We start from the raw sequence: 1580 nt of genomic DNA, 5'->3' as shown, positions 1-1580 counted from the left end.
GACGACAGGCGCCCGGCGGCGTCGGCGTATTGCGGCACGGCAAGCGCGCCGAGGTCGATCCGGTCGTCGGACGCGTAGAGGAACGGATAGCTGGCGGCGGACGCGGCGATGGCAAAGACCGGCCAGGCGGGGGCGGTCAGTTCGACCGTCGTGCGCGAGCGCACGGCCAGCATGTCGGACGCCGACGTGAAGCTGGCGGAGGCGACGGAATTTCCCGCGACATCGTGCGACCAGACGATGTCGGCGGCCGGTGACACGTCCATGTCGAAGCTGATCAGCCGCAGATCCGGGGTCTCGCGCGGACGCAGCATCAGCCTGTGCGGCCCGAGCGCGACCCGGCCCGCGTAACGGTAGGTGGTGGAATGGGTGATCGTGACCAGTGTCATTGACGGGGCCTCAGCACGCGCGGCCCGAGGACCGGCGGCCGCCTTGCCCACTGGCCCCGGGCGCGGCATTGCGCCAGGAGGCCGTAGCCTTGCAGCGGGCACAGATGCGCTGGCCGAAGCCGTCGCTCCGGAACGCCGTCCTGCATCGCAGGCATGTGCGCTCGGCGGCGACATCGGCATGGGCCCTGGTCTTCGGCCCGGCCAAGTGCAGATCATGCGTCATGTTTCGCGTCCTCGCGTTTGTTCAGGCGCGCAATATGGCCAAGCGCACGCGCGATGAGTTTCCGGGTTCGGGCGTCCTGCGCAGCCCCGGTTTCGGCGTAGCGTTCCAGAAGAAATCGGCACTTTGCCGTCACCTCGATCCAGGTCCGGGCGGGGCCGGCCAGCAGTTGCGCGTCGATCTGTGCGGTGTCCGGGTGCCCGGCCTGCGCGGGACGGGACGCGCGATCCGCAGGCCGCCCCCGCCCTGCGATCCTGGGCTTTTCGGCGGCCGTCCTCCGCGCGTCGAGATTGATGGGATCGCCCGTCATCGCGGAGAGCGCCCCATCGAGGCCGCAGGCGCGTCCGATGCGTCGTTCGCCACATCGGCGGCATCCCGACCCCGGGCGTTCAGGAAACTCGCGATGCGCCTTGTGTCGTTGCGCGGCTCGAAGACCCACCAGCGCCCGCCGGGAAAGACCTCCATCCAGGCGGCGAACTCCCCTGGCGGATGCGGCGTCGGCGCGCCGATATCGCCCAGGTATCCGGTGCAGCAGAGGGCCGGAATGTTCATGCAGCGTCGCGCGACATCGCCATCGCCCTGTCATTCGAGGCGCCGCCGGTCACCCGGCCGCCCCAGGCGAAGCCGAGCACGCCGAGGAAACCCGCGCCGATCGCGGCGCCGCAGATGCCGGGCTTGAGCCATTCGGGGGTGTTCATGTTCCCTCCTCCTGCGGAGAAGGCGCCGCCTCGCTGTGATCGTTTTCGTGGTTCGCTGCCCGATCCCGGCTCAACGCTGCGGTCAGGTCGTGCTCGGTCATCGCGCGCATCTCCGTTCGGCCCGCATGACTGCCCCTGCCCTGCACCGTCAGGTAGGTTGCCGTCCGTCGCCAGGCCTCGAAGCTCAGCCCCTGGAGAAGCTCCTCTTCGACGAGAAGGTCGTAGTCGCCCGCGGGCAATTCGTCCGAATATCCCGGCACGGTGAACGGGTTTACA

4 protein-coding genes and 1 pseudogene are annotated in these 1580 nt (G+C 69.4%); all 5 read right to left on the bottom strand.

Going from position 1 to position 1580, the window contains the following annotated elements; genetic code table 11:
* Positions 1-386 (bottom strand): transglutaminase N-terminal domain-containing protein (locus tag NHN26_RS17325; protein WP_290443019.1); only part of this gene is annotated, 386 nt, incomplete at its 3' end.
* A gap of 212 nt (positions 387-598) precedes the next feature.
* Complete coding sequence (locus tag NHN26_RS17320) at positions 599-916, bottom strand: hypothetical protein (RefSeq protein ID WP_253090541.1); 318 nt, start codon at positions 914-916, stop codon at positions 599-601.
* A 50-nt stretch (positions 917-966) separates the two neighbouring features.
* Positions 967-1164 (bottom strand): annotated as a pseudogene (locus NHN26_RS17315) (transglutaminase family protein); the annotation flags it as partial.
* Positions 1155-1304 carry a hypothetical protein gene (locus NHN26_RS17310; protein WP_253090542.1) on the bottom strand — a complete coding sequence of 50 codons (150 nt, stop codon included), beginning with the start codon at positions 1302-1304 and terminating at the stop codon, positions 1155-1157. The gene NHN26_RS17310 and the pseudogene NHN26_RS17315, both read right to left, overlap by 10 nt.
* A partial coding sequence (locus tag NHN26_RS17305) for a hypothetical protein (protein ID WP_253090540.1) occupies positions 1301-1580 on the bottom strand: 280 nt, incomplete at its 5' end. The genes NHN26_RS17305 and NHN26_RS17310, both read right to left, overlap by 4 nt.

This window comes from Rhodovulum tesquicola, assembly GCF_024128855.1.
GTDB lineage: Bacteria > Pseudomonadota > Alphaproteobacteria > Rhodobacterales > Rhodobacteraceae > Rhodovulum > Rhodovulum tesquicola.
Note: the sequence above shows the minus strand (reverse complement) of the source record. Positions and strands in the feature narration are given on the sequence as shown.

Coding starts and splice junctions, on each gene's coding strand:
- NHN26_RS17310 (WP_253090542.1), bottom strand. CDS start 1,304: ATGAACACCCCCGAATGGCTCAAGCCCGGCATCTGCGGCGCCGCGATC.
- NHN26_RS17320 (WP_253090541.1), bottom strand. CDS start 916: ATGACGGGCGATCCCATCAATCTCGACGCGCGGAGGACGGCCGCCGAA.